Raw genomic sequence first — 22313 nt, forward strand, 5'->3', positions numbered from 1 at the left:
TCGCCAGAGTCGGAGGTCCCGTCGCCGGCACCGCGGGGGCCTCAGCCCGCCGGACCTCCGGGCCGTGACGGCCGTCGGGTGGCGCCCAGGTGGGGCGGCGTGGGCAGGACCCCCGGGCGGTGGAACCCGGGCAGCCCGAGCAGGACGGCGGCGAGCACGGCACCCATCCAGTCGAGCGTGAGGTCGCCCACCGTGTCGGCGTACGCCGTGCCGGCCTCGCCCGAGCGGGTGACGAACGCGAGGTACTCCCACACCTCCCAGGCGACCCCGAGGGTCATGGCCACCGACACCGACACCTCCAGCCGCCGCCGCAACGGCGCCTCGACGGCGCCGGAGAAGATGACCGCAGCGGCGCCGAGCAGACCGGTGTTGACGAAGTGGACGAGGTCGTCGAACCACACCACCTGGTCGTAGAGGTCCAGCCGGTTGCCCAGGATGTCGGAGAACGCCGGCACGGTGACCATCAGGTCGGCCAGCCACGGGTAGGGCCCCGCCGGGCGGCGCAGCCAGTAGACCAGCGGCACCAGGAAGGCGAGCAGCGGATAGGTGACCGCACGGGTGCCGGGTGCCTTGCCCTCCAGGTTGCCCCAGGCGGGGTCGATGGCCACCCGGGCCATGGCCAGGACCAGCACCACCTTGGCGAGCAGGTCGAGGACGATCACCCACGAGGGGACCACGCGTGGATGCACGCCCTCGGCGAGCGAGCTCACCCCTCACCCCGTCCCTGCCGGCCCGGCGGGCGGCGCGGCGCCGGGATCCGCGGCGGCGGGGGGTCGTCCGACGACCGGGGCATCGCCCGCGGCGCGTCAGTCACCCGAGCGCGCGACGGGGATGCGCGTCGGCTCGGACACCTCGCCGTCGGACGGGATCGTCACGGTCAGCACGCCCGAGGCGTACGACGCCGTCACGTCCTTGCCCGTGCTCCCCTTGGGCAGCGGGAGGCGGCGGCTGAACGACCCGAAGCGCAGCTCGCTGTGGTGGTCGTCGTGCTCCTCGTGCCGCCGCTCGCCGTGGATGACGAGGTAGCCGTCGTCGACGGTGACGCTGACGTCCTTGTCGGGGTCGATGCCGGGGAGGTCCGCCCGCACGACGTACTTCCCGTCCTCGCGGTACTCCTCGACGGGGATGAAGCCCTCGTCGTACGACTGGCGGAAGGGGGCCACCGTCTCGAGCCAGTCCACCATCTCGGCGAAGGGACTCTGGGTGCGTCGCGTCAGTGCCATGGGCGTGCCTCTCGCTCGGGGTCTGGTCTCCCCCATGCTCGTCCGCCGCACGGCGCTCCAGCAGAGGCGCACGGACCGGGCCACTCGACCCGGGACCTCTGCTCGGTGGGGCCTGCGGGGCGGCTCGACGAGCCGGTCACCACCCCCGACGCCACGCCCGCTCGCCGCCCCAGAGCCGGTCGCCGGGGCGCTCGGGCACCGCCACCGCGATCCACTCCTGGAAGCGCTCCTGGTCGCGTCGCTGGAGCTCGTCGAGCAGCCGTCGCCGCTCCTCGACCAGGACCATCCGTCGGGGCACCGAGGTGCGCCTGTGCACCACTTCGTCCGTGGTCCAGTCCCACCAGCGGATCAGGTCGCGCGTGGCGAGGAGCTCGACCGGACCGCTGCAGCTGCGCAGGGAGTGGGCCAACAACCGCGAGCGCACCGTCCGGACGAAGGCCGGGGAGCTCCCCACCAGCAGGGCTCCGACCAGCAGCCCGACGCCGCCCCAGGCGGCGACGAGGGCATCGCTCGTCGTCGCTCCCACCCCGAGCCAGACCGCGCCCCTCCTCGCCCACGCCCACCGGTCGTGCCGGTCCTCGGCGAAGACCAGCCCCAGGAGCGCGCCGAACACCGCCATCGCGGGACCGAGCACCGCCAGGCGCACCCACCCGCCGGTCGGGACGTCGTACGACACGCTCGACACGACGACGACCGTGGTCACCACCGCCCACACCCAGCGGTACACCCTCATCCCGTCCACCTCCGGCTCGCGGCACGGGCCGCCGCCGGGCGGGCCCTGCCGCTCCCCACGGTGCCCGCAGCGCCGCCCGGCTCCCAGAGGCAGCCGGCCGGTGCCGACCAGCCGGTGGGCGGCTCGGGCACGGGGCCGACGTCATGGGCGCGGCGGGCCGGCTCGCGCGCTGCCCGGCCCGCCCCGGACGGCCCCCGAGGGACCGGGTAGAAGGGCACTGCCCGCCTCGGGTGGGCGACGGCACGCTGGTCTGCGAGGAACGTCTCGAGGGAAGGCTGAGCGATGTCGCAGACACTCGTCGTGCCGGTGCCGGCGCTGCGCCGGATCATCGCGGGTGCCGCCAGCGCCCCGAGCGTGCGCAACACGAAGCCGTGGCGCTGGCGCGCGTCGGCCGACGTGCTGGAGCTGTTCGCCGACCGCAGCCGGCGCCTGCCGTCGACGGACCCGGACGGCCGCGACATGGTCATCAGCTGCGGTGCCGCGCTGCACCACGCCCAGGCGATCGCCGCTGCGCTCGGCTGGAGCGCGACCGTGACCCGACGCCCGGACCCCGAGCGCCCCGACCTGCTCGCCCGGCTGGACCTCGCGTCGGGCACCCCTGCTCCCGGGGGCGACGCCGTGCTCGCGGCCGTCGAGCAGGAGGGCGCCGACCCGCGGCCCCCCGCCTCCCGACCGGTGCCACGGGAGCATCTCGAGCACCTCGCGGCGGCGGCGACGACCTGGGGCACCATCGGTCGGGCACTCACCGACCGCGACGAGCGCTCGAGGGTCGACCGGCTCATCTCCCGCGCGGCGACGCTCCAGGGCCAGGACCGCGCCGCCGTCTCGGAGCAGGAGGCGTGGATCGCCCGGGCCACGCCGGAGGGCTTCGCACCACCCGGACCGGTGGACGGCCTCGTCATGCTCCTCGACCGTGACGACACGCCGGAGAGCTGGCTGCGGGCCGGTGAGGGGCTGAGCACGATGTGGCTGGCCGCGGCCGAGGAGGGGATGTCGATCGTCCCGCTCCCGCAGGTGATCGAGGTGACGCAGACCCGCGAGGCGCTCCGGGCCGAGGTCCTCGACGGGCTCGGCCACCCGCTGCTGCTGGTGGGCGTCGGCTGGCAGCCGACGGGCCGCACGGACCTCCAGCAGTCGCCCCTGCGCGTACGACGCCCCGACCCCCACCTGGCCCACGGGCACTGACCACCGACGGGGTCCGACCATCCGTCGCTCGCTCGCGCCCGGACGAGGGTCCCTGGGAGGTGGGGACCTTGGTCCCGGCCGATCATGGACGTCCTCCCCTCCACGCGACCCCGCCCCTCGGCGGACAGTAGAGGTACCGGAAGACATCCGGAATCGTGAACCGAGGAGGAGATGACGATGAGCGTCATCCACCGCCAGCACCACATCAGCACCGAGGGCGTCACCACCTCCGAGACCGAGGAGGTCACCCGCCCGGGCTTCGCCCGCGCCCTCGCCGTCCTGCGGATCGCCTTCGGAGTGACCTTCCTGTGGGCCTTCCTCGACAAGACCTTCGCCCTGGGCTTCCACACCGGCTACGACCAGGCAGGCAACCTCGACCGCTTCGGCCCCGCCGCCTGGATCAACGGCGGCAGCCCCACCGAGGGATTCCTGTCCTTCGCCGTCCCGGCCGACAACCCCTTCCACGGGTTCTTCACCTCCCTGGCCGGACACGCCTGGGTCGACTGGCTCTTCATGGCCGGCCTGCTCGGCATCGGCCTGGCCCTGCTGCTCGGGATCGGGATGCGCATCGGCACCGCCGCAGGCGCCCTGATGTACGCCTTCATGTACGCCGCGTCGCTCCCGCTGGAGAACAACCCCATCGTCGACGACCACCTCATCGGCGTCATCGTCATGGTCGTCCTCGCCCTCGGCGCGGCCGGCATGACCTGGGGCCTGGGCCGCTGGTGGAGCAACACCGCACTGGTCCGCAGGTTCCCCATCCTCCGCTGACACCCACCCACACCACACAACCCGGACCCGGCGCCCACGGCGCCGGGTCCTCTCGCGTGCGAACGGCCACGCGGGCAGCGCCGGCGCCGCCCCTCTCGTCAGGTGCCGCGTGCCGCACGGCGGCGCCGCAGGGTGCTGGGCAGGGTGAGCACGAGAGCGAGCACGATGCCGAGGAACATGCCGATCGTGTTGGCGGCGACGTCGCGCGGGTCGGACACCCGCCCCGGGATCTCGCGCTGGACGCTCTCGATCATCGAGGTCAGCACGATGCCGGCGGCCAGGGCCACGAGCCACAGCCGAGAGCCGACGAGCAGCAGCAGGAACATCCCCAGCGGGACGAAGAGCCCGATGTTGGCGAGGAACTCGAACCGCTCCACGCTGAGCCGGCTGGTGATCGGGTCGAGGTCGGGGTAGCGCTCGAGCCGGGCCAGGATGCGACCGGCCAGGCCCGCGTAGTCGGGCTGCTCCGCCCCGGGCGTCAGCGTGACCAGCCCGACGAACCCCAGGTAGAGCAGTGTCATCAGGCCGAGGAAGGGATGTCGGTGCAGCACCCGACCCATCATCCGGGTCGTACCTGAGCGGGGCACCGCCGCGTCCGGCGTCGGTGGCATCGGGGAGGCTGTCCCCATGACGCGCGTCCGCCTCTCCCTCCTGCCGGGTGAGCGGGTGCTGGTCGCCGACGGCAGTGCCTCCCGCGAGCTGCCGCTCGGCGCGCTTCCGGCCCACGTGCGCGAGCGGGAGGACGGGCCCGACGCCCCGCGGTGGGTGTGGGACGACACCGCCCGCTGGTATCCCGGGCTGCTGGCGGCAGGCGTGCGGGTGACGAGGTGCCACGACCTCCGGCTCTGTCGTCGCGTGCTCTCCCGGGCACCCGCCGTCGACCGGTCCTTCCTGCGCGGCGACCAGGCCGACCTGTGGGACCTGCTGCGGCCGTGGTCCGCGGAGCGGGTGGGCGACCCCGTCCTGTTCGGCGCCGACGACGCGGCCGAGCACCTGCGCGCCGACCTCGAGGACGACCGCCAGCTCGCCGCGATCGCTGCCTCGCCGGAGCAGCCGAGGCTCGCGCTCCTCGTCGCGGCGGAGTCGGCCGGCGCGCTCGCGGCCGCCGAGATGACGCACGCGGGGGTCCCGTGGCGGGTCGACGTCCACGAGGCCCTGCTCACCGAGCGGCTCGGCCCACGCCCGGTGCGCGGAGCGCGCCCCCGCCTGCTCGAGGAGTGCGCCGACGACCTGCGCCGCCTGCTCGACGCCCCCGCCCTCAACCCCGACTCCCACCCCGACCTGCTCGCCTCGCTGCGCCGCGCCGGCATCGACGTCGGCGACATCCGCGCCTCGACCCTGCGGGCGGTCGACCACCCGGTCGTCGAGCCGCTGCTGCGCTACAAGTCGCTCGCCCACCTCTTCCAGACCAACGGCTGGGCGTGGCTCGACGACTGGGTGCGCGACGGTCGCTTCCGTCCCGTCTACCAGCCGGCCGGCTCGGCCACCGGGCGGTGGTCGTCCAACGGCGGGGGCGCGCTGTCGATCCCCGCGCAGGTGCGCTCGGCCGTCGTCGCCGACGACGGCTGGACCTTCGTGGTCGCCGACGTCGCGCAGCTCGAGCCGAGGGTGCTCGCCGGGATGAGTGGCGACCGTGGGCTGGCCGCGGCGGCGCGGGGTGCCGACCTCTACCAGGGGATGGTCGACGCCGGCGCGGTCGCGAGCCGTCAGGACGCCAAGCTCGGCCTGCTCGGGGCGATGTACGGGGCCACCAGTGGCGAGAGCGGACGGATGGTCGCGGGGCTGACCCGCCGCTACCCGCAGGCGTTCGGCCTGGTCGAGGAGGCCGCACGGGCGGGCGAGCGCGGCCAGGTGGTGCGCACGCTGCTCGGGCGTGGCAGCCCGTCGCTGGGCGGGACGTGGGAGGAGTCGCCCGACGCGACGCCGCCCGACCTCGACGCGCTCGACCGGCAGCGTCGCGCCTTCGGCAGGTTCACCCGCAACTTCGTGGTGCAGGGCACGGGCGCGGAGTGGGCGCTGTGCTGGGTCGCCGACCTGCGCAACCGGCTCTGGCGACTCGGCGACGGCGCGCTCACCGACCGGCCCCACCTCGTGTTCTTCCTCCACGACGAGGTGGTCGTGCACACTCCCGCCGCCCTGGCCGACGCGGTCGGCCGGGAGGCCAGGGCGGCGGCGGAGGACGCGGGCCGGCTGCTGTTCCGCGACCTCGCGGTGGACTTCCCGCTCACCGTGACCGTCACGCGCTCCTACGCAGAGGCGGGCAAGCCCGGAGCCACGGCGGTGGGTGGCCCACCGGAGGGCCCGGCCCTATCGTGAGCGCATGAGCGAGCACGACGACATCGCCGGAGCGGACATCGACGACATGTTCGACACCGACGCCGACCCGCAGCCGGTGTGCCGGGTCTGCGGCGCGCTGGTGGCCGCCACCGACGTCTACCGCCGCGCGCACTGGGACTGGCACGAGGCGTCCAACGGCGCCTGAGGTGGCGCCGGTCTCACGCCCCCTGGCCGAGCGGCTCGATCTCACCACGCTCGACGAGGTCCTCGAGCGCCGTGCGGCACCCGGACTCCCACCCGCCGGCGCCGTCCTCGAAGGAGACGACGGCCTCACCCGCGCACGCGGGGTCGCCCCGGTCCCCTGACTGCTCGCTCCGGTGGTAGGAGCACCGTCCCTCAGCCGCCGGTCCACCGGCCGCGTGCAGGGACGGGTCGAACGTCCGCGACTGCCTCATGCCGCTCCCCTTCCTCTGGCTGTCCGCCCGTCCCACCACGGTGCCACGGCCGCTGCCGCGGGGTCCTCACCCCTGTGGTCCTGGTCTCATTCCGCGCGACTGGCGCGCCATTTCGGGTGGACGGGCGGGCCCGCGGGTTGCGTGCCGGCGCCGCTGTTTGCTCTGGTCGGCGGATGGCCACCGGAATCGAGCATCCACGCGACCTGCCCACGCCCGACCCCGTCGACGAGCCGCACCCCGCCCTCGACGCGGCGATCGAGCCCACCGCGCCGCGTGAGCGCGGCCTGGACAGGCTCGTCTTCGGCGTCACCGCCGTCGTCAGCCTGGCGTTCCTGGCCTGGGGCTTCATCAGCACCGACAGCCTCGCCGACGCCTCGGGCAAGGGGCTGGCATGGACGATAGAGAACACCGGCTGGCTCTTCGTCCTGACCTCGAGCGGGTTCGTCGTCTTCGTCATCTGGCTGGCGCTCGGCAAGTTCGGCAACATCCCGCTCGGCCGCGACGACGAGCAGCCGGAGTTCCGCACGATCTCCTGGGTGGCGATGATGTTCAGCGCCGGCATGGGCATCGGGCTGATGTTCTACGGCGTCAGCGAGCCGATCACCCACTTCATCGCTCCCCCGCCCGGCACGGGTGCCGCCGGCGAGGCCGAGGCCGCGCAGAACGCCATGGCCACGACGATGTTCCACTGGACGCTGCACCCCTGGGCGATCTACGCGGTCGTGGGCCTCGCTGTGGCGTACGGCGTCTACCGCAAGGGACGCCTGCAGCTGATCAGCTCGGCGTTCGAGCCGCTCATCGGACGCCACGCCCACGGGCTCGGTGGCAAGGCGATCGACATGTTCGCGATCTTCGCGACTCTCTTCGGCTCGGCCACCTCCCTGGGCCTCGGCGCGCTGCAGATCGAGTCGGGCCTCACGATCGTCGCCGGCCTCGGCGACACCGGCAACGCGGCGCTCATCGGCATCATCACCGTCCTGACGGCCGCCTTCGTGCTCTCCGCCGTGTCCGGCGTGGCCAAGGGCATCCAGTGGTTGTCCAACATCAACATGGTCCTCGCGGTCGCGCTCGCCCTGTTCGTCTTCGTGGTCGGTCCGACCGTGTTCATCCTCAACCTGGTGCCCACCTCGATCGGCAGCTACGTCGCCGACCTCCCGATGATGGCCGCCCGCACTGCCGCCGAGGGCGCGGAGACCAGCGCGTGGCTCTCGACCTGGACGGTGTTCTACTGGGCGTGGTGGCTGTCGTGGACGCCGTTCGTCGGCATGTTCATCGCCCGCATCTCCCGCGGCCGCACCATCCGCCAGTTCGTCACCGGCGTGCTGCTGGTGCCGAGCATGATCAGCGTGGTCTGGTTCTGCATCTTCGGCGGCGCGGCGATCGACCTGCAGGAGAAGGGCACCGACATCGCGGGCGCGGGTGGCCTGGAGAACCAGCTCTTCAGCACGCTCGAGGCCTACCCCCTGGCGACGGCGTCCAGCATCGTCGTGATGGTCCTGGTCGGCATCTTCTTCGTCTCGGGCGCCGACGCCGCGTCCATCGTGATGGGCTCGCTGTCCGAGCGCGGCACGATCCACCCCAGCCGTCCGACCGTCGTCTTCTGGGGCGTCGCCACCGGTGCCGTCGCCGCGGTGATGCTGCTCGTCGGTGGCCCGGACGCCCTCAGCGGGCTGCAGACGATCACGGTGATCGCGGCGCTGCCCTTCGTGCTGATCATGATCGGCCTGGCGGTCGCGCTGGTGAAGGACCTCGGCCAGGACCCGCTGGTCGTGCGGCGCAAGTACGCCCGCGAGGCCGTGGAGGCCGCCGTCATCACCGGCGTGACCGAGCACGGCGACGACTTCGTGTTCTCCGTGGAGAAGGGCGAGGTCGAGAAGGGCGGGCCGCGGACCGGGGCCGGCGAGACCGCGAAGAGCTGACGCCTAGGCTCGGGGCATGACCGACCCGCTGCGCATCGGCTTCGTCGCCGGCTCGACCCCCGACAAGTGGGCCCGCCATTGGCGCGACCGCCGCCGCGAGCCGCTCGAGCTGGTGCCGGTGACGGAGGCCGAGCAGCTCGACGGCGTCCGCGACGGCAGCCTCGACATGGCGCTCGTGCGGCTCCCCGTCGACCGCGACGGGCTGCACTGCGTGCGGCTCTACGACGAGCTGCAGGTGGCCGTCGCGTCGCGGGATCACGTCCTGGCCGCCGCCGACGAGGAGGTCACCACGGCCGACCTCGTCGACGAGCAGCTCGTCCGCCCCCACCCGAGCGGCTGGACGCCGACGGTCCCCCAGCTCGAGTGGCCGCCGATGACCGAGCAGGAGGCGATCGAGACGGTCGCGGCCGGCACGGGCATCGTGATCGTGCCGATGTCGGTCGCGCGCCTCCACCAGCGCAAGGACGTGGTGACCCGCGTCGTGGCCGACCTCGAGCCCACCACGATCGCGCTGGTCTGGCGCATCGAGCGCGACGACGACGTCACCCAGGCGTTCGTCGGGGTCACCAAGGGCCGCACCGCCAACACCTCGCGCTGAGCGCCGGCCGGTGCCCCAGGCGGTTGCGGGGTACCGGCGTCGGGAGCGGGGCCGTGGTGCCGCGCCACGACGAGGAGGCGACATGCGCATCGTGATCACCGGCGCGAGCGGCAACGTGGGCACGGCGCTGCTGCGTCGGCTGGCCGAAGACGGCGGGCACGAGCTCGTCGGGCTGGTGCGGAGACCGCCGGGCGACGACGCGCCGCTGCCGGCGGCCGAGTGGGTCCGGGTCGACCTGACCGACGACGCCGACGCCGGGGCACTGCGGGCCGCCTGCGAGGGGGCCGACGCGGTGGTGCACCTGGCCTGGGGGTTCCAGCCCTCGCACCGCGAGGACCACCTCCGCGAGCTCGGGGTCGGCGGCACCCGGCGGGTGATCGACGCCGTCGTGGCCACGGGCGTTCCTCACCTCGTGCACATGTCATCGGTGGGCGCCTACTCGCCGAAGCACGACGACTCCCCCGTCGACGAGACCTGGCCGACCGCCGGCGTCCCGACGTCGATGTACAGCCGGCATAAGGCCGCGGCCGAGCGGCTCCTCGACCGCCTCGAGACCGACTTCCCGGGCGTGGTCGTGACCCGGATGCGCCCCGGGATCATCGGGCAGCGCGACGCTGGCAGCGCGCTGCTGCGCTACGGCCTGCCGGCGCTGGTGCCGAGCGGCGTGCTGCGCCACGTGCCGGTGCTGCCGATCGACGAGCGCCTCGTCATCTCGATGGTGCACGCCGACGACGTCGCCGACGCGTTCGCCCGGGTGCTCGCGGCCCGGGCTCCGGGCGCGTTCAACCTCTCGGCGCCGCCGCCGGTCACCGCCCACCAGGTGGCCGACGTGCTCGGCGCCCGCCTCGTCCACGTCCCCTCCGGTGTGGTGCGCGCCGCCGTCTCGGCGAGCTGGCACGCGCGGCTCCAGCCGGTCGACCCCGGCTGGATCGACATGGGCTACGCGGTGCCGCTCCTCGACTCGACGCGCGCACGGACCGAGCTGGGCTGGAGCCCGACGACGGACGCGGTCTCGGTGCTGGCCGAGACCCTCGAGGGCATGCAGGAGGCGGGCTGGTCCCGGACGCCGGTCCTGCGCCCGCGCTCGGTGGCCGGTGGCCTGCTGCGGACGCTGCGCCGGGGGCCGGTCAGCAGCCGCCGGGAGCCCTGAGCGTTCCGACCGTGGCGCCCCGGCGTGCCTCTACCGGTCAGTCCTGCCCGGTCGGACGACGACGTCGGCGCCGGCCCGTACGGCTCGCGCGACCCGCAACCGGAGCACCTTCGCGTAGCCGCGCACGAACCGCGCGTAGCGCGGCGTGCGTCCGTGGTGGCCGAGGAAGCCGTGCGGTCCCTCGACCATCACCCCGGTCGTCACGTCGTAGCGCGACTGGTGCCACGGGCACACGAGGCATCCGTCGGCGTCGACGCGCCCCTCGGCCAGGTCGGCGAGCTGGTGCCGGCAGCGGCGTGACACCGCGAAGAGCTCGCCGTCGCGGTTGCCCACCGCCCATCTCCCGGCCCGGCGGACCTGGCCCGGGGTCAGCTGGTCGGCGGGAACGCTCGTCTCACGGCTCACCCGACCAGACTGGGCACTCGGGCGGGGCGGGTGCACCTCCAGCGGGGTGGTCACCGAGCCGGGCCACTCGTGTCGCGTCGGGGCAGGACTGAGGAACCGACCGCCCCGCCGGATCGGCCCGGGCGGCTACCGTGGCCCCATGGCGACGCTCCACGAGGCGACGATCTCACCGCGCAAGGACGAGCTCGTCGGTCCCTGGCTCCGCACCAGGTCGTGGTGGGACGGCGCCAGCGAACGCGAGCCGGTCGGCTCGTTCCGGTTGGACGATCCGGCCGGCGAGGTGGGGATGGAGTGCTTCCTGTTCGGGTCGCGATCGGCGTCGACCCTGTTCGTCCCGGTCACCTACCGTGCCGCTCCGTTGCCGGGCGCCGAGGCGAGCCTGCTGGGCACCATGGAGCACTCCGTCCTCGGCACCCGCTACCTGTACGACGCCTGCGCGGACCCGGTCTTCGTCGCGACCGTGCTCCACGCGATCCGCACGGGCGGCCGTCAGGCCGACCTCCTGCTGAGGCGGCCCGACGGCACCCAGGTCCAGCGCGAACCCACCGCAACCGCCTGGGGCGAACGCGTGTCGACCGTCCCCCAGCACGACGCTGAGCAACCGGTGTCCCCGACGGACGGGTCCGACCGCACCACCATCGCCGGCACGGGCTTCGAGCTCACCGTCATGCGTCGGGTCGGCGACGCCCCGCCAGGCCCGGCACTGATCGGCAGCTTCGAGGGCGGGGATGGTCTCCGCCTGGTCGTCGTCTCCGGCTGAGCGCCGGCACCGTGCAGCGCTGGCCGCTACGGCCGCACGTCCGGATCCGCCGGTGATCAGCGTGCGGTTCGGCCCCACCCGTGGATCTCACCGCCAAGGCTGAGCTGGACGGCGAGCTGGTCGGCGAGCTGGTCGCGGGAGTCTCGGGCTGGACCTGGGCCGGGCCGCCGGGATCGGGATGATCTGGGTGCACCACGACCAGCGTGGGACCTGCCCCGGCGCCAGCCTGTTGGGAGCTTTCGAGCGTGAGGCACGCTCAAGCCTGTGAACTCGGCCTCGGGGTCATCGAGACCGAGGTCCGGGAGAAGATCCAGCCGCCGCTGACCTGACGGCCGCAGACACCGACGACGCTAATGTCGCTGCGTGAGCGATGAGCCTCCCGTGCGACTTGCGCTACGAGTCGACGACGTGCCGGCCGCCACGGCGTTGTACGAGCAGCTCGGCTTCGTGCAGGTCGGGACGGTCCCGGACCCGGACGGTCGCGCCCTGATGGTGATCCTCAGGCGCGGACCCCTGCAGCTGCTCGTCGACGCACTGGACGGGATGCCGTTCCCCGACAGCGCGCGCGAGCGGCTCACCAAGACCGGCCCCCGTGGACTCGGCGTGGTCATCGGCATCGAGGTGGCAGACGTGGACGAGGCCGCCCGGATCGCCGCGGCCGCAGGGTGCGTCGTCACTTCCGGTCCCGAGTCTGCCCCGTGGGGCGAGCGATACGTGGAGCTCGAGGATCCCTACGGTTACCTGTGGAAGCTCTTCCGCGTGCTGCCTGAGCAGGGCGGCGACGGCCTGCAGGCCGCGGTCGACGCGTGGTTCGGCGTCGACGGGCCCACGCCCGGCTGACGGCGTGGGTGAGGCCGAGCGGGTGTCGTCGACGCGCAGCGTGCGCCGGTCCTCGTCGAGGGCCCACTCAGCCACCCACAGAGAGGATCATGAGTGCAGCGTTGCAGCGATCGAGTACCCGGGACGGGTATGGGCGCGCCTTGGCGGGTGAAAGCGCGTGCCCGTGAGCGCCGATGCGCTCCGGCCATGGGAGACGCACAGATCGTGACCGGCAAGGCGGATGCGGACCTCGACCAGCGACTCAAACGACGAGCTGGACCGGTCCAACGCCGTCGCGACGCCTGATGCCGCCCCGGCCGTGGAGCTGGCCGCCAAGGCAGAACCTGGACGGCGAACTGGTCGCGGGAGTCTCGGGCTGGACCTGAGGCCAGGTCGCCGAGGTCGCGATGACCTGGGTGCACGAGGACCAGCGTGGGACCGGTCTCGGCGGAAGCAGGTGGCCGTAAGGGCTGGTCTGCTCAAACGCCCCGGGGCTGGTGGCCGAGCAGCCGAGCCGCTGCCCCTCCTCTACCCGAGCAGCGCCACTAAGACAGTCTCGTCCCCGCTCAGACACCCGGATCCGGGTGGTTGAGCGGGGACGAGACCGCTTGAGGACGCCGTGTCGGCCCGACCCAAACACCGCACACCACGTACCGCGCAGCCGCCTCAGGCGGGGGCCTGCAGCCAGTCCCCCAGCGCCCGGGCGGACGCCTCGACCACGCTCGGCCAGTCGAGCGCGGACTCGTCGGCGCTGTCGGAGACGTGCTTGACCAGCCGCACCGGCACGCCGGCCTCGCGCGCGGCGTACGCCACGGCGTAGCCCTCCATGTCGACGAGGTGCGCCCGCAGGGCGAGGGCGTCGCGGACAGCGGGGTCGGTGACGAAGACGTCGCCCGTGGCGAGCACGACCTCGGACGCCCCCACCTCGAGTCGCTCCTGCGGGTCGTAGCCCAGCGCCCTCACCAGGTCGGCGCTCAGGTCGTGGTTGAGCACGACGCCGGGCTCGAACAGGCCGGTGAGTCCCGGGCGCAGCGCTCCGGCGGTGCCGATGTTGACGACGGTGAGGTCGCTCAGGTCGTCGTACGCCGCGAGCGCGCGGGCGGTCGCGGCTGCGGCCGCGGTCTTGCCGAGGCCGGTGAGGACCAGTGGCAGGTGCGGCGGCACGTGGGCGGCCTCCGCGGCGGTCGCCGCGACGACGAGGTGGCGCTCAGCCACGATGCCTCCCGCGCCGCGAGTGCGGGGTGGCGAGCACCGTCTCCACCGCGTCCGGGACGTAGGGCTCGCCGAGCCAGTCGAAGAGCCCGCGCAGCACGTCGGGGTCGGCGACGTAGTCGTCGTAGTGCACACGGTAGGCGGCGTCGCCCAGCCGCTCCGCCGCGTCGAGGATCTTCGCCTCGATCGCGCTCACCTGCGACAGCGGGTCGTCCTTGTGCGTCCAGTAGTTGCTGGCCGCCACGTCCTCGAGGTTGCGGGTGTTGACCACGAACCGGGCGCCCGGGAACACCTGGCGGAGGAAGTCGACGTAGTCGGGCAGGTCCTCGTCGTACCAGCGGATCTCCTTGTAGCCCGTCACCCGCGTGTCGGGCTCGGGCCGCAGCAGCGTCGCCTCGGCGAGGGCGCGGATGTGTCGCAGCGAGGCGTCCTCGGGGAACGCCTCGATGCCGAACCACGGGTGCGTGGGCCGGCTCGCGCGCTCGGGGTCGACGCGGGCCCGTTCGACCAGCCCGCTGCGGTGGAAGTCGTAGAGGTGCCGCATGGCGTGGCGGTTCTCCCCGCGCAGCAGCCAGCCGGGGATCGAGTTGAGGATGCCCATCAGCAGCGTCGAGCCCGACCTGCCGTAGGTCATCACGAACACATGGTCGAGGTCATCCTCGAGGTCGTCGTCGGGGCCGCGCACCCTCACCACGACCTCTCGAGCGGACGTCCCTCGTGGAAGCCGGCCATGGACTGCACGCCCACCAGCGCCCGCTCGTGGAGCTGGGCGAGGTCGGCTGCGCCGGCGTAGGTGCAGGAGGACCGCACCCCGGAGCAGATCTGGTCGATGAGGTCCTCGACGCCGGGCCGGCCGGGGTGGAGGTACATCCGCGAGGAGGAGATGCCCTCCTCGTAGAGGCCCTTGCGGGCCCGGTCGTACGACGACTCGCCGGCCGTGCGGTTGGCCACCGCGCGGGCCGACGCCATCCCGAACGACACCTTGAACGGCCGGCCGTCGGCGTCCTCCATCAGGTCGCCGGGCGACTCGTGGGTGCCGGCGAACCACGAGCCGATCATCACCGACGATGCCCCGGCGGCCAGCGCGAGCGCAACGTCGCGCGGGTGGCGCACGCCGCCGTCCGCCCACACGTGCTTGCCCAGCTCGCGGGCCGCGGCCGCGCACTCCAGCACCGCGGAGAACTGCGGACGCCCGACCCCGGTCATCATCCGCGTCGTGCACATCGCCCCCGGACCGACGCCGACCTTGACGATGTCGGCGCCGGCCTCGATGAGGTCGCGGGTGCCGTCGGCCGACACCACGTTGCCGGCGGCGACGGGCACGGAGGGTGACAGCGCGCGCACCGACCGCAGGGCCTGGAGCATCCGTTCCTGGTGGCCGTGCGCCGTGTCGACGACGAGGCAGTCGACCCCGGCGTCGAGCAGCTGGGCCGCGCGGTCGGCGACGTCGCCGTTGACCCCGACGGCGGCGGCGATGCGCAGGCCCCCGGACGCATCGACGGCCGGCGTGTAGAGGGTGGCCCGCAGCGCGCCGAGGCGGGTCAGCACGCCCACCAGCGCGCCGTCGCCGGACACGGCGACCGCGAGCGGGGCGCCGGCGCGCTCGATGGCGTCGTAGACGTCGCGGGGGTCGGTGTCGTCCGCGACGGTGACCACCGACCGGTTCATGACCCGGGCGACCTGGGCGAACCGGTCGACCTCGGCGCAGTCGGCCTCCGAGACCACCCCGACCGGACGGCCGTCCTCCACGACGACGGCCGCCCGGTGCGCGCGCTTGGGGATCAGGGACAGCGCCTCGGCCACGGTCTGGTCCGGGCGGAGCTCGATGGCGGTGTCGAAGACGCGGTGGCGCTGCTTGACCCACGCCACGACGTCGGCGACGACGGGCACCGGGATGTCCTGCGGGATGACCGTGATGCCACCGCGGCGGGCGACCGTCTCGGCCATCCGCTTGCCCGCGATCGCCGTCATGTTGGCGACCACGATCGGGATCGTCGCGCCGGTGCCGTCGGTGGTGGAGAGGTCGACGTCGTAGCGGCTCGCGACGGACGAGGCGCGAGGCACCATGAAGACGTCGTCGTAGGTCAGGTCGTGGGGCGGCGTGGCGCTGTCGAGGAACTGCACGTGGGGTGACTCTACGCGGCCGGACCCGACGTGCACCGGGGCGAGCAGCCGGCGATCAGCCGGGCGCGGACGCGGCCTCCTGGAGGGCTCGCCAGGTGCGGTCGACGTCGGCGGGTGTGGTGCGCCAGCTGCCGACCGCGACCCGGATCGCCGCGCGCCCCTCGACGGTGGTGTGCGAGAGGTAGGCCTCGCCGGAGGCGTTGACCGCCTCCATCGCCGCCATCGTCGCCTCGTCGCCCGCCCGGAGCCGGAAGACCACCAACGACAGGGACGGCTCGGTCACCAGCTCGAACCGGTCGTCGGCCGCGACGAGGTCGGCGACCCGACGAGCAAGCTCCACCCCGCTGCGGACGTGCGCACGCAGTCCCTCGAGACCGTAGGTGCGCAGCACCGCCCACAGCTTGACCGCGCGGAAGCGCCGCCCGAGCTGCGGGTGCCAGTCGCGGTAGTCGACGACGTCGCCCGACTCGGTGGCGGCGTTGCGGAGGTACTCCGGCAGGATCGACAGCGCGCCGGTGAGGGCGGCGCGGTCGCGCACCCAGAAGGTGCTGCAGTCGAAGGTGGTCAGCAGCCACTTGTGCGGGTTGGTGACGAACGAGTCCGCCGCCTCGACGCCGGCGAGGTGGGCCCGGTGCTCCGGGCACACCGCCGCGACGCCCGCCCACGCCGCGTCGACGTGCACCCACACGTCCCCCTCACGCGCGACGGCTGCCACGGCCGCGATGTCGTCCATGGCCCCGGTGGAGGTGCTGCCGGCGGCGACGTGGACCAGCACCGGTCGCAGCCCGGCAGCGGCGTCCTCCACGATCGCGGCGCGCAGAGCGTCGACGTCCATCGCCTGGGTGGCGGGGTCCACGTCGATCGTGCGGACGGCGTCCTCGCCCAGTCCCGCCATCATCGCGGCCTTCACGAGCGACGAGTGCGCCTGCGTGGACCCGTAGACCCGCCACCCGGCGTCGCCGACCCCGTGCCGTCGTACGCCTCCCCCGCTGGCGCGGTGCAGCGCGGCCAGCAGCGCCGTGAAGGTGGCGGTGGACGCGGTGTCCTGGATGACCCCGCCACCGGGGCCGTCGCTGTGGAACGCGTCCGGCAGCCCGAGCGCCTCGGCGAACCAGTCGAGCACGACCTGCTCGACCTCCGTGACCGCCGGGCTGGTCGCCCAGAGCATCCCCTGCGCGCCGATGCCGCTGGAGACCAGGTCGCCGAGGATCGCGGCGGGCGAGGAGTTGGCCGGGAAGTAGGCGAAGAACCGCGGGTGCTGCCAGTGCGTCAGGCCCGGCACCACCACGCGGTCGAGGTCGGCCAGGACGGCGTCGAACGGCTCGGCCTGCTCGGGCGCCGAGGCGGGCAGCAGACGTCGTACGTCGCCGGGCGCGGCCTGCGAGCGGACCGGGAGGTCGTCGAGCGAGGCCCAGTAGTCGGCGATCCAGTCGATGGCGGCATGGCCGTGGCGACGGAACTCCTCGGGCGACATGTGGGCCGGCTGGTCGGGCATGCGCAGAACCTACTCGCGGCGGTTGAGCGCCGGTACTCACCCCGGAACGGGTAGGTCAGCGGCTGCTGCGGCGCCCGAGGATGACGAGGGTGGGGGCCATGGCCACCACGACTCCCACCAAGAACACCAACGCCTTCTTCCTGCAGGCCGGCATCTCCTTCGCCGTCGCCCTGCTGACGATGATCTTCGCGATCTTCTACCTCCCGGTCGACGGCTGGATCCGCGCCTTCCTCGGCCTCGGGACGATGTTCCTGACCACCTCGAGCTTCACGCTCGCCAAGTGCGTGCGCGACGCGCAGGAGGACAGCTACGTCGTCTCGCGCATCGACCAGGCCCGCGTCGACCGGATCCTCTCCGAGCACGACCCCTTCAAGTCCGTCTCCTGACCACTCACCATCGCCCACCAGAGCCCTCTCCCGGTCCACCGGGAGGGGGCTCTTCGTGCGCCCTCAGCGCAGCTCGGCGCTCGTGAGCCCCAGCACGCGCCGCGCCACGATGAGCTGCTGGATCTGCTGGGTGCCCTCGAAGATGTCGAGGATCTTGGAGTCGCGGGCCCACTTCTCCAGCAGCTCGACCTCGCTGTAGCCGAGCGTCCCGCACAGCTGCACGCACGACAGCGTCACGTCGGAGCCGACCCGGCCGGCCTTCGCCTTCGCCATCGACGCCTCGAGCGAGTTGGGCATCCGGTTGTCGGCCATCCAGGCCGCCTGCATCATCAGCAGCCGGGCCCCCTCCCAGTCGGCCTCCAGCCGCAGGAGCGTCGCCGCGGCTGCCGACTGCGACTGCCCGGGGCGGTCGTAGTCGACGACCACGCCGGCCTGCTCGAGCAGGTCGCGGGTGAGGTCGAGGGAGGCGCGGGCGCACCCGACCGCCATCGCCGCGACCAGGGGGCGGGTGTTGTCGAAGGTGGCCATCGCGCCGGCGAAGCCTGACCGCGCGTCGATCTCGGGCGAGCCGAGCAGGTCCTCTGCGGGCACCCGGCAGTCGGTGAAGGTGAGGGCCGCGGTGTCGGAGGCACGGATGCCGAGCTTGTGCTCGAGCCGCTCGACCTTCAGCCCGGGGTTGTCCTTGCGGACCAGGAAGGACTTGATCGCGGCGCGGCCGAGCTCCTTGTCGAGGGTCGCCCAGACCACGACCGAGTCGGCCCGCTCGCCCGAGGTGACATAGATCTTCTCGCCGTTGATGACGTAGTCGTCGCCGTCGCGCACCGCGGTCGTGGTGATGTTGGCCGAGTCCGAGCCGGTGCCCGGCTCGGTGATCGCCATCGCCGCCCACGTCCCGCGGTAGCGCTCCAGCTGCTCCTCGGTGGCGACCGACGCGATCGCCGAGTTGCCCAGGCCCTGGCGCGGCATCGAGAGCAGCAGCGCGGTGTCGCCCCAGCACATCTCGGCGACCGACAGCACGGAGGCGAGGTTGGCACCGTTGCGGACCGTACCGGCCTCGTCCCCGGTGCCCGTGCCGTCCCGGCGTACGCCACCCGCGCCGGCCCCGCTCGTCGCCCCGGTCTCGGACACGCCGTCGATCAGCGCGGCGAGCATGTCGAGCTCCCGGGGATAGGTGTGCTCGGCACGGTCGTACCTGCGGGAGATGGGGCGGAGCATGTTCAACGCCAGCTGGTGGGCCTGGCCGACGAGCGTGGCGTGCTTGCGAGGCGTCTCGAGGTTGATCATCAGAAGAGCACCGCGCCTTCCATCACGCCGACGGCCCGGAGGTCGCGATACCACCGCTCGACCGGGTGCTCCTTGACGAAGCCGTGCCCGCCGAGCAGCTGGACGCCGTCGAGGCCGATCCGCATGCCCTTCTCGGCGCAGAGCTGGCGGGCGAGGCCGACCTCGCGGGCGAAGTCCTCGCCCCGGGTGGCGCGGGAGGCGGCCCGCCACGTCACCAGCCGCATCGCCTGCACCTCGATGGCCATGTCGGCGACCATGAAGGCCACGGACTGCCGGTGGCTGATCGGCTCGCCGAACGCCTCGCGCTGGTTGACGTAGTCCTTGACGTGGTCGAGCACCGCCTGCCCGGTGCCGACCGCGAGGGCGCACCACGCCAGGCGGGAGAGCCGCACGCACTCGGCGTACGCCTCACCGGCGGCGTCACCGATCAGCGCGTCGGCGCCGACGCGGACGCCGGAGAGGTGCAGTCGCGACAGGGCGGCCGCCCGCACCCCCATCGAGGGGTCGGCCTCCACCTCGAGGCCGTCGGCGCCGGACTCGACCAGGAACAGCGCGGGTGTGCCGTCGAGCATCGCCGCCACGACGAACAGCTCGGCCTCGGCGCCCCGCACGACCGCCGACTTCACCCCGTCGAGGACGATCCCGTCGCCGTCGCGGCGCGCGGTCGTGGCGAGCCGGAACGGGTCGAAGAGCACGGCGGGCTCGGCGACGGCCAGCGCCGCGGCGGGGGCGCCCGACCCGTCGCCGCCGGTGAAGGCGGGGAGGTAGGTCTGCTGCTGGGCGTCCGTGCCCCACAGCGCGATCGCGGTGGCGACGGCTCCCGGAGCGAGCGTGGCGACGGCGAGGCCCATGTCGCCGTGGGCGAGCGCCTCCGCGACCAGGACGCCCGCCGTGGCCGAGCGCTCCTCCATGATCCCGCCGAGCGCCTCGGGGACGCCGAGGCCGGGCAGGCCGAGCACCTCGGCGGCGGCGAGCACCTCGGCGGGCGCGGCACACGCCGCGTCGGCCGCGGGGGCGGCGGGACGCAGCACCTCATCCGCGAGCTCGCGGACGACTGCGACGAGCATCTCCTCGTCGTCGGTGGGCGTGAGGTCGAAGAGCCCGGTCGACGCCGCGCTCACCGGCCTCGCGCCGGCGCTCCTGCGACCGGCACGGGCGAACGTGCGCCCGGCCGCGGTCGCCACTCGGAAGCCGTCGCGGGTCGTCGCGTAGACGGTCTGCTCCGCCTGCCTGCGCAGCCCGAGGCGGTCGAGGAGGTCGCTCTGCGCCACCCGGCTGACCGCCGCCACGGCGAGCCCGAGCGCATCGCGGGTCTCGCGGGACGACACCCCGTGCCGACCGCCCGGGCGCAGGATGCGGGGAAGGACCATGCCGTCAACGTAACTGTCAGTTACATCTCGCACCACCGCCTGCCCGCCCTGCGGGCGGCCACCCGGTCGCTGGCTAGGATCCACCGCATGTCCGACGAGCAGCCGACCGACGTACGCGCCGATCCCGACCCGTCCGTCCGGGCACCCCACGGACCGCTGCCGACCGGTGGGACCGTGCGCCCGATCACCCGCTGGGGCACCCCGGTCATGCACCGGCCCCAGGCCGAGGTCACCGCCTACGACGACGCGCTCGCCGCGCTGGCGGCCGACATGGTCGCCACGATGTACGCCGCCGAGGGCGTCGGGCTGGCGGCCTGCCAGATCGGCGAGGACGTGGCGATGTTCGTCTTCGACTGCCCCGACGACGAGGGCGTGCGCACCGTCGGCGTGGTCTGCAACCCGGTGCTCACCCTCCCCGAGGGCAAGGACCGCCGCCTCGACGACGACGACGAGGGCTGCCTGTCGTTCCCCGGGTCCTTTGAGCCGTGCCCGCGCCCCGACTGGGCGCGCGTGGACGGCTACGGCCTCGACGGTGAGCCCGTCTCGTTCGAGGGCGACGGCCTGCTCGCGCGCTGCCTGCAGCACGAGACCGACCACACCGTCGGCACCGTGTTCGGCGACCGGCTCTCCGCGAAGTCGCGCAAGCGGCTGACGAAGAAGCACGACGCCGCGGCCGAGGACTTCCCGGCGACCTGGCCGGCGGAGTGAGCCCGACGGGAGACCGCCATGGCTGAGCTGCGCATCACCCGGGAGAACGCGCGCTTCCAGCAGTGGGAGGCGCTGCTGACCAACCGCACCAAGCGCCACCGCAACCGCGAGTTCCTCGTGCAGGGGGTGCGCCCCCTCACCCGCGCCGTCGAGGAGGGCTGGACCGTGCGCGCCCTGCTGCGCGCCGACGACGCGGCCGGCTCGACCTGGGCGGACGAGCTGTGGGCCTCGACGTCGGCCGAGCGGGTGCTGCTCTCCCCCGCGCTGCACGCCCGCCTCAGCGGTCGCGAGGACGGCGCCGAGCTCGTCGCCGTCGTCGAGATGCCCGAGGACGGCGTGGCCCGGCTCGAGGACTCGACCCGCCACGGCCCGGTCGTGGTGTTCGACCGGCCCACCAGCCCGGGCAACATCGGCACCCTCGCCCGCTCCGCCGACGCGTTCGGCGCCTCCGCGCTCGTGGTCACCGGCCACGCCGCCGACCCCTACGACCCCCAGTCGGTGCGGGCGAGCACCGGGTCGCTCTTCGCCCTCACCGTGCTGCGCGTGCCCGGCCCCGGCCCGGTCGTCGAGCACGCCCACGCCCACGGCTACCGCATCGTCGGCACCGACGAGCACGGCAGCGCGCTCACCGACGTCGACCTCGGCGGCCGGGTCGTCCTCGTGGTGGGCAACGAGACCCACGGCCTGTCGTCGGGCTGGCGCGAGGCCTGCGACGACGTCGCCGCCATCTCGATGGTCGGCAGTGCCTCCTCGCTCAACGCGGCCGTGGCCGGCTCCATCGTGCTCCACGAAGCCCTGCGGCAGCGCGGCTGACGGCGGCTGGTCGATGGACGCGGTGCTGGACTGGGTGGTCCTCGTCATGCGCACGCTGGGCTCGCCCGGCGTCGGTGTCGCCACGGCGCTCGAGACGGTCTTCCCGCCGGTGCCGAGCGAGCTGGTGCTGCCGCTCGCCGGCTACACCGCCAGCCAGGGCCACTACGGGCTCGTGCCCGCGATCGCGTGGGCGACGGCAGGTTCGCTGCTCGGAGCGCTGGTGCTCTACCGGCTCGGCGCCGCCTGGGGCCTGGAGCGGGTGTGCGCGCTCGCCGACCGGATCCCGCTGATGCACGGGCGCGACGTGCGCCGGGCGGTCGCGTGGTTCGGCCGTCACGGCCGCACCGCCGTCTTCGTGGGCCGGCTGGTGCCCGGGGTGCGCAGCCTGATCTCGATCCCCGCCGGCATCGACCGGATGCCGTTGCTGCGCTTCTGCGTGTTCACCACCGCCGGCAGCCTGGTCTGGAACGCCGCACTCATCCTCGCCGGCCACCAGCTCGGGGCGCAGTGGCACGTCGTCGAGTCGTACGTCGGTCCGGTCAGCAACGTCGTCTACGTGCTCCTGGCGGTGGGACTGTCCGTCCTGGCGGTCCGCCGGCTGCGGCGCCGACCGGCCTGAGCAGGGT

25 protein-coding genes are annotated in these 22313 nt (G+C 73.7%); 13 read left to right on the top strand and 12 right to left on the bottom strand.

Annotated features, from left to right (window positions below; genetic code table 11):
• Positions 1 to 41: 41 nt before the first annotated feature.
• The 3 genes from JX575_RS10440 to JX575_RS10450 form a co-directional block, all read right to left on the bottom strand.
• Positions 42 to 710, bottom strand: coding sequence for a hypothetical protein (locus JX575_RS10440; protein WP_186342751.1), 669 nt, complete (start codon positions 708 to 710; stop codon positions 42 to 44).
• A gap of 96 nt (positions 711 to 806) precedes the next feature.
• The gene (locus JX575_RS10445) at positions 807 to 1223 is read right to left on the bottom strand and encodes an Hsp20/alpha crystallin family protein (RefSeq protein WP_186342750.1); all 417 of its coding nucleotides are present in this window, start codon (positions 1221 to 1223) and stop codon (positions 807 to 809) included.
• Positions 1224 to 1359: 136 nt separating this feature from the next.
• Positions 1360 to 1956: a hypothetical protein gene (locus JX575_RS10450; protein WP_186342749.1), complete on the bottom strand. Its 597-nt coding sequence runs from the start codon at positions 1954 to 1956 to the stop codon at positions 1360 to 1362.
• 282 nt (positions 1957 to 2238) lie between these two features.
• On the opposite strand from JX575_RS10450, the gene JX575_RS10455 reads away from it, so the two are divergent.
• The gene (locus JX575_RS10455) at positions 2239 to 3141 is read left to right on the top strand and encodes a nitroreductase (protein ID WP_186342748.1); all 903 of its coding nucleotides are present in this window, start codon (positions 2239 to 2241) and stop codon (positions 3139 to 3141) included.
• 177 nt (positions 3142 to 3318) lie between these two features.
• Positions 3319 to 3912: a hypothetical protein gene (locus tag JX575_RS10460; RefSeq protein WP_186342514.1), complete on the top strand. Its 594-nt coding sequence runs from the start codon at positions 3319 to 3321 to the stop codon at positions 3910 to 3912.
• 98 nt (positions 3913 to 4010) lie between these two features.
• Here JX575_RS10460 and JX575_RS10465 read toward each other — a convergent pair whose 3' ends face one another.
• Positions 4011 to 4523 (bottom strand): VanZ family protein, encoded by a 513-nt coding sequence (locus tag JX575_RS10465; RefSeq protein ID WP_186342515.1) that lies wholly within the window; start codon positions 4521 to 4523, stop codon positions 4011 to 4013.
• 16 nt (positions 4524 to 4539) lie between these two features.
• Here JX575_RS10465 and JX575_RS10470 point away from each other — a divergent pair, with 16 nt between their 5' ends.
• Both JX575_RS10470 and JX575_RS10475 read left to right on the top strand, forming a co-directional pair.
• Entirely contained in the window at positions 4540 to 6228 is a 1689-nt protein-coding gene (locus JX575_RS10470; RefSeq protein ID WP_186342516.1) for a bifunctional 3'-5' exonuclease/DNA polymerase, read from the top strand.
• A gap of 4 nt (positions 6229 to 6232) precedes the next feature.
• Complete coding sequence (locus JX575_RS10475; RefSeq protein WP_186342517.1) at positions 6233 to 6394, top strand: hypothetical protein; 162 nt, start codon at positions 6233 to 6235, stop codon at positions 6392 to 6394.
• Between the two features lie 13 nt (positions 6395 to 6407).
• Here JX575_RS10475 and JX575_RS10480 read toward each other — a convergent pair whose 3' ends face one another.
• Positions 6408 to 6644, bottom strand: coding sequence for a hypothetical protein (locus tag JX575_RS10480; RefSeq protein WP_186342518.1), 237 nt, complete (start codon positions 6642 to 6644; stop codon positions 6408 to 6410).
• Positions 6645 to 6817: 173 nt separating this feature from the next.
• On the opposite strand from JX575_RS10480, the gene JX575_RS10485 reads away from it, so the two are divergent.
• From JX575_RS10485 to JX575_RS10495, 3 genes are all read left to right on the top strand, one after another.
• On the top strand, positions 6818 to 8563 hold the full coding sequence (locus tag JX575_RS10485) for a BCCT family transporter (protein WP_186342519.1): 1746 nt from the start codon (positions 6818 to 6820) through the stop codon (positions 8561 to 8563).
• A 16-nt stretch (positions 8564 to 8579) separates the two neighbouring features.
• Positions 8580 to 9161, top strand: coding sequence for a LysR family substrate-binding domain-containing protein (locus JX575_RS10490; RefSeq protein WP_186342520.1), 582 nt, complete (start codon positions 8580 to 8582; stop codon positions 9159 to 9161).
• Positions 9162 to 9243: 82 nt separating this feature from the next.
• Positions 9244 to 10311 (top strand): NAD-dependent epimerase/dehydratase family protein, encoded by a 1068-nt coding sequence (locus JX575_RS10495; protein WP_186342521.1) that lies wholly within the window; start codon positions 9244 to 9246, stop codon positions 10309 to 10311.
• A 30-nt stretch (positions 10312 to 10341) separates the two neighbouring features.
• On the opposite strand, the gene JX575_RS10500 is transcribed toward JX575_RS10495, so the two are convergent.
• A complete protein-coding gene (locus JX575_RS10500; RefSeq protein ID WP_186342522.1) occupies positions 10342 to 10716 on the bottom strand; it encodes a Rieske (2Fe-2S) protein in 375 nt (124 codons plus the stop codon).
• Between the two features lie 139 nt (positions 10717 to 10855).
• On the opposite strand from JX575_RS10500, the gene JX575_RS10505 reads away from it, so the two are divergent.
• Positions 10856 to 11476: a hypothetical protein gene (locus tag JX575_RS10505; protein ID WP_186342523.1), complete on the top strand. Its 621-nt coding sequence runs from the start codon at positions 10856 to 10858 to the stop codon at positions 11474 to 11476.
• A gap of 363 nt (positions 11477 to 11839) precedes the next feature.
• Positions 11840 to 12316, top strand: a complete 477-nt coding sequence (locus tag JX575_RS10510) for a VOC family protein (RefSeq protein ID WP_186342524.1) — start codon at positions 11840 to 11842, stop codon at positions 12314 to 12316.
• A gap of 645 nt (positions 12317 to 12961) precedes the next feature.
• On the opposite strand, the gene JX575_RS10515 is transcribed toward JX575_RS10510, so the two are convergent.
• Genes JX575_RS10515 through JX575_RS10530 form a run of 4 tightly spaced genes read right to left on the bottom strand, consistent with a single transcriptional unit; the run spans position 12962 to position 17126 of the window.
• The gene (locus JX575_RS10515) at positions 12962 to 13510 is read right to left on the bottom strand and encodes a nucleosidase (protein ID WP_206054365.1); all 549 of its coding nucleotides are present in this window, start codon (positions 13508 to 13510) and stop codon (positions 12962 to 12964) included.
• Positions 13503 to 14198 (bottom strand): sulfotransferase, encoded by a 696-nt coding sequence (locus tag JX575_RS10520; RefSeq protein ID WP_206054366.1) that lies wholly within the window; start codon positions 14196 to 14198, stop codon positions 13503 to 13505. The genes JX575_RS10515 and JX575_RS10520 overlap by 8 nt, the downstream gene beginning before the upstream one ends.
• A complete protein-coding gene (locus JX575_RS10525) occupies positions 14195 to 15631 on the bottom strand; it encodes a GuaB1 family IMP dehydrogenase-related protein (RefSeq protein WP_186342526.1) in 1437 nt (478 codons plus the stop codon). The genes JX575_RS10520 and JX575_RS10525 overlap by 4 nt, the downstream gene beginning before the upstream one ends.
• Before the next feature lie 55 nt (positions 15632 to 15686).
• Positions 15687 to 17126 carry an aminotransferase class V-fold PLP-dependent enzyme gene (locus tag JX575_RS10530; protein ID WP_206054367.1) on the bottom strand — a complete coding sequence of 480 codons (1440 nt, stop codon included), beginning with the start codon at positions 17124 to 17126 and terminating at the stop codon, positions 15687 to 15689.
• Positions 17127 to 17224: 98 nt separating this feature from the next.
• Between JX575_RS10530 and JX575_RS10535 the strand changes: the two genes are divergently transcribed.
• A complete protein-coding gene (locus JX575_RS10535; RefSeq protein ID WP_186342527.1) occupies positions 17225 to 17512 on the top strand; it encodes a YiaA/YiaB family inner membrane protein in 288 nt (95 codons plus the stop codon).
• 63 nt (positions 17513 to 17575) lie between these two features.
• On the opposite strand, the gene JX575_RS10540 is transcribed toward JX575_RS10535, so the two are convergent.
• Both JX575_RS10540 and JX575_RS10545 read right to left on the bottom strand, forming a co-directional pair.
• Positions 17576 to 18796, bottom strand: a complete 1221-nt coding sequence (locus JX575_RS10540) for an acyl-CoA dehydrogenase family protein (RefSeq protein ID WP_186342528.1) — start codon at positions 18794 to 18796, stop codon at positions 17576 to 17578.
• Positions 18796 to 20166, bottom strand: a complete 1371-nt coding sequence (locus JX575_RS10545) for an acyl-CoA dehydrogenase family protein (RefSeq protein ID WP_186342529.1) — start codon at positions 20164 to 20166, stop codon at positions 18796 to 18798. Before JX575_RS10545 ends, JX575_RS10540 begins: the two co-directional genes overlap by 1 nt.
• Before the next feature lie 87 nt (positions 20167 to 20253).
• Here JX575_RS10545 and def point away from each other — a divergent pair, with 87 nt between their 5' ends.
• The 3 genes from def to JX575_RS10560 are packed head-to-tail and all read left to right on the top strand — an operon-like array spanning position 20254 to position 22306.
• A complete protein-coding gene (gene def / locus JX575_RS10550) occupies positions 20254 to 20874 on the top strand; it encodes a peptide deformylase (RefSeq protein ID WP_186342530.1) in 621 nt (206 codons plus the stop codon).
• Positions 20875 to 20892: 18 nt separating this feature from the next.
• Positions 20893 to 21687 (top strand): TrmH family RNA methyltransferase, encoded by a 795-nt coding sequence (locus JX575_RS10555; RefSeq protein WP_186342531.1) that lies wholly within the window; start codon positions 20893 to 20895, stop codon positions 21685 to 21687.
• Between the two features lie 13 nt (positions 21688 to 21700).
• Complete coding sequence (locus JX575_RS10560) at positions 21701 to 22306, top strand: DedA family protein (protein ID WP_186342532.1); 606 nt, start codon at positions 21701 to 21703, stop codon at positions 22304 to 22306.
• The last annotated feature ends 7 nt before the right edge of the window (positions 22307 to 22313 follow it).

It is taken from the genome of Nocardioides sp. zg-1228, assembly GCF_017086465.1.
Lineage (GTDB): Bacteria > Actinomycetota > Actinomycetes > Propionibacteriales > Nocardioidaceae > Nocardioides.

Bases quoted from the DNA above. Each gene is read 5' to 3' on its own strand.
- JX575_RS10445 (WP_186342750.1), bottom strand. From the start codon at position 1,223: ATGGCACTGACGCGACGCACCCAGAGTCCCTTCGCCGAGATGGTGGAC.
- JX575_RS10450 (WP_186342749.1), bottom strand. From the start codon at position 1,956: ATGAGGGTGTACCGCTGGGTGTGGGCGGTGGTGACCACGGTCGTCGTC.
- JX575_RS10455 (WP_186342748.1), top strand. From the start codon at position 2,239: ATGTCGCAGACACTCGTCGTGCCGGTGCCGGCGCTGCGCCGGATCATC.
- JX575_RS10460 (WP_186342514.1), top strand. From the start codon at position 3,319: ATGAGCGTCATCCACCGCCAGCACCACATCAGCACCGAGGGCGTCACC.
- JX575_RS10465 (WP_186342515.1), bottom strand. From the start codon at position 4,523: ATGCCACCGACGCCGGACGCGGCGGTGCCCCGCTCAGGTACGACCCGG.
- JX575_RS10470 (WP_186342516.1), top strand. From the start codon at position 4,540: ATGACGCGCGTCCGCCTCTCCCTCCTGCCGGGTGAGCGGGTGCTGGTC.
- JX575_RS10475 (WP_186342517.1), top strand. From the start codon at position 6,233: ATGAGCGAGCACGACGACATCGCCGGAGCGGACATCGACGACATGTTC.
- JX575_RS10480 (WP_186342518.1), bottom strand. From the start codon at position 6,644: ATGAGGCAGTCGCGGACGTTCGACCCGTCCCTGCACGCGGCCGGTGGA.
- JX575_RS10485 (WP_186342519.1), top strand. From the start codon at position 6,818: ATGGCCACCGGAATCGAGCATCCACGCGACCTGCCCACGCCCGACCCC.
- JX575_RS10490 (WP_186342520.1), top strand. From the start codon at position 8,580: ATGACCGACCCGCTGCGCATCGGCTTCGTCGCCGGCTCGACCCCCGAC.
- JX575_RS10495 (WP_186342521.1), top strand. From the start codon at position 9,244: ATGCGCATCGTGATCACCGGCGCGAGCGGCAACGTGGGCACGGCGCTG.
- JX575_RS10505 (WP_186342523.1), top strand. From the start codon at position 10,856: ATGGCGACGCTCCACGAGGCGACGATCTCACCGCGCAAGGACGAGCTC.
- JX575_RS10530 (WP_206054367.1), bottom strand. From the start codon at position 17,126: ATGCCCGACCAGCCGGCCCACATGTCGCCCGAGGAGTTCCGTCGCCAC.
- JX575_RS10535 (WP_186342527.1), top strand. From the start codon at position 17,225: ATGGCCACCACGACTCCCACCAAGAACACCAACGCCTTCTTCCTGCAG.
- JX575_RS10540 (WP_186342528.1), bottom strand. From the start codon at position 18,796: ATGATCAACCTCGAGACGCCTCGCAAGCACGCCACGCTCGTCGGCCAG.
- JX575_RS10545 (WP_186342529.1), bottom strand. From the start codon at position 20,166: ATGGTCCTTCCCCGCATCCTGCGCCCGGGCGGTCGGCACGGGGTGTCG.
- def (WP_186342530.1), top strand. From the start codon at position 20,254: ATGTCCGACGAGCAGCCGACCGACGTACGCGCCGATCCCGACCCGTCC.
- JX575_RS10555 (WP_186342531.1), top strand. From the start codon at position 20,893: ATGGCTGAGCTGCGCATCACCCGGGAGAACGCGCGCTTCCAGCAGTGG.
- JX575_RS10560 (WP_186342532.1), top strand. From the start codon at position 21,701: ATGGACGCGGTGCTGGACTGGGTGGTCCTCGTCATGCGCACGCTGGGC.